Annotated in this window: 1 pseudogene; it reads right to left on the bottom strand. The window is 69.6% G+C overall.

What is annotated here, in order from left to right:
• Nucleotides 1-385: pseudogene (locus tag H926_RS34795) on the bottom strand (LTA synthase family protein); the annotation flags it as partial.

Below are 385 nucleotides of genomic sequence, written 5' to 3' on the forward strand. Positions count from 1 at the left end.
GCAAGGCCCACGATCCTTCGCCCTGTGCGGTGAGGAATGGATCGAAGCGGCGAAAGCCCAGTTCGGCCTCTTCCCGCCCGAACAGCACGCCATATTCGGTGCGCATGGTGTAGGCGCCAAAGCCGCTGACATGCAGGCGGCCGTGCTGCCAGGCCAGGCCGCGCGCCGCGTCCAGCCCGGGCAGCGCAAGCGTGGCATCGTCAAACAGATCGGCCGGATCGGCAAAGCTTTCGCACTGGATCACCACTACCAGTTCGGGCGCGTCGTCGCGCGCCGGGCTGCCTGACGCGGGGCAGGGCGGCGGATCGCGCGTCTCGCGCCAGCGCCACCAATAGAGCAACAGCACCGGCACCAGGCCGTGGCGGGCCACGTCGCCATGCGGGTC

It is taken from the genome of Novosphingobium sp. B-7 (genome assembly GCF_000410615.1).
Lineage (GTDB): Bacteria > Pseudomonadota > Alphaproteobacteria > Sphingomonadales > Sphingomonadaceae > Novosphingobium > Novosphingobium capsulatum.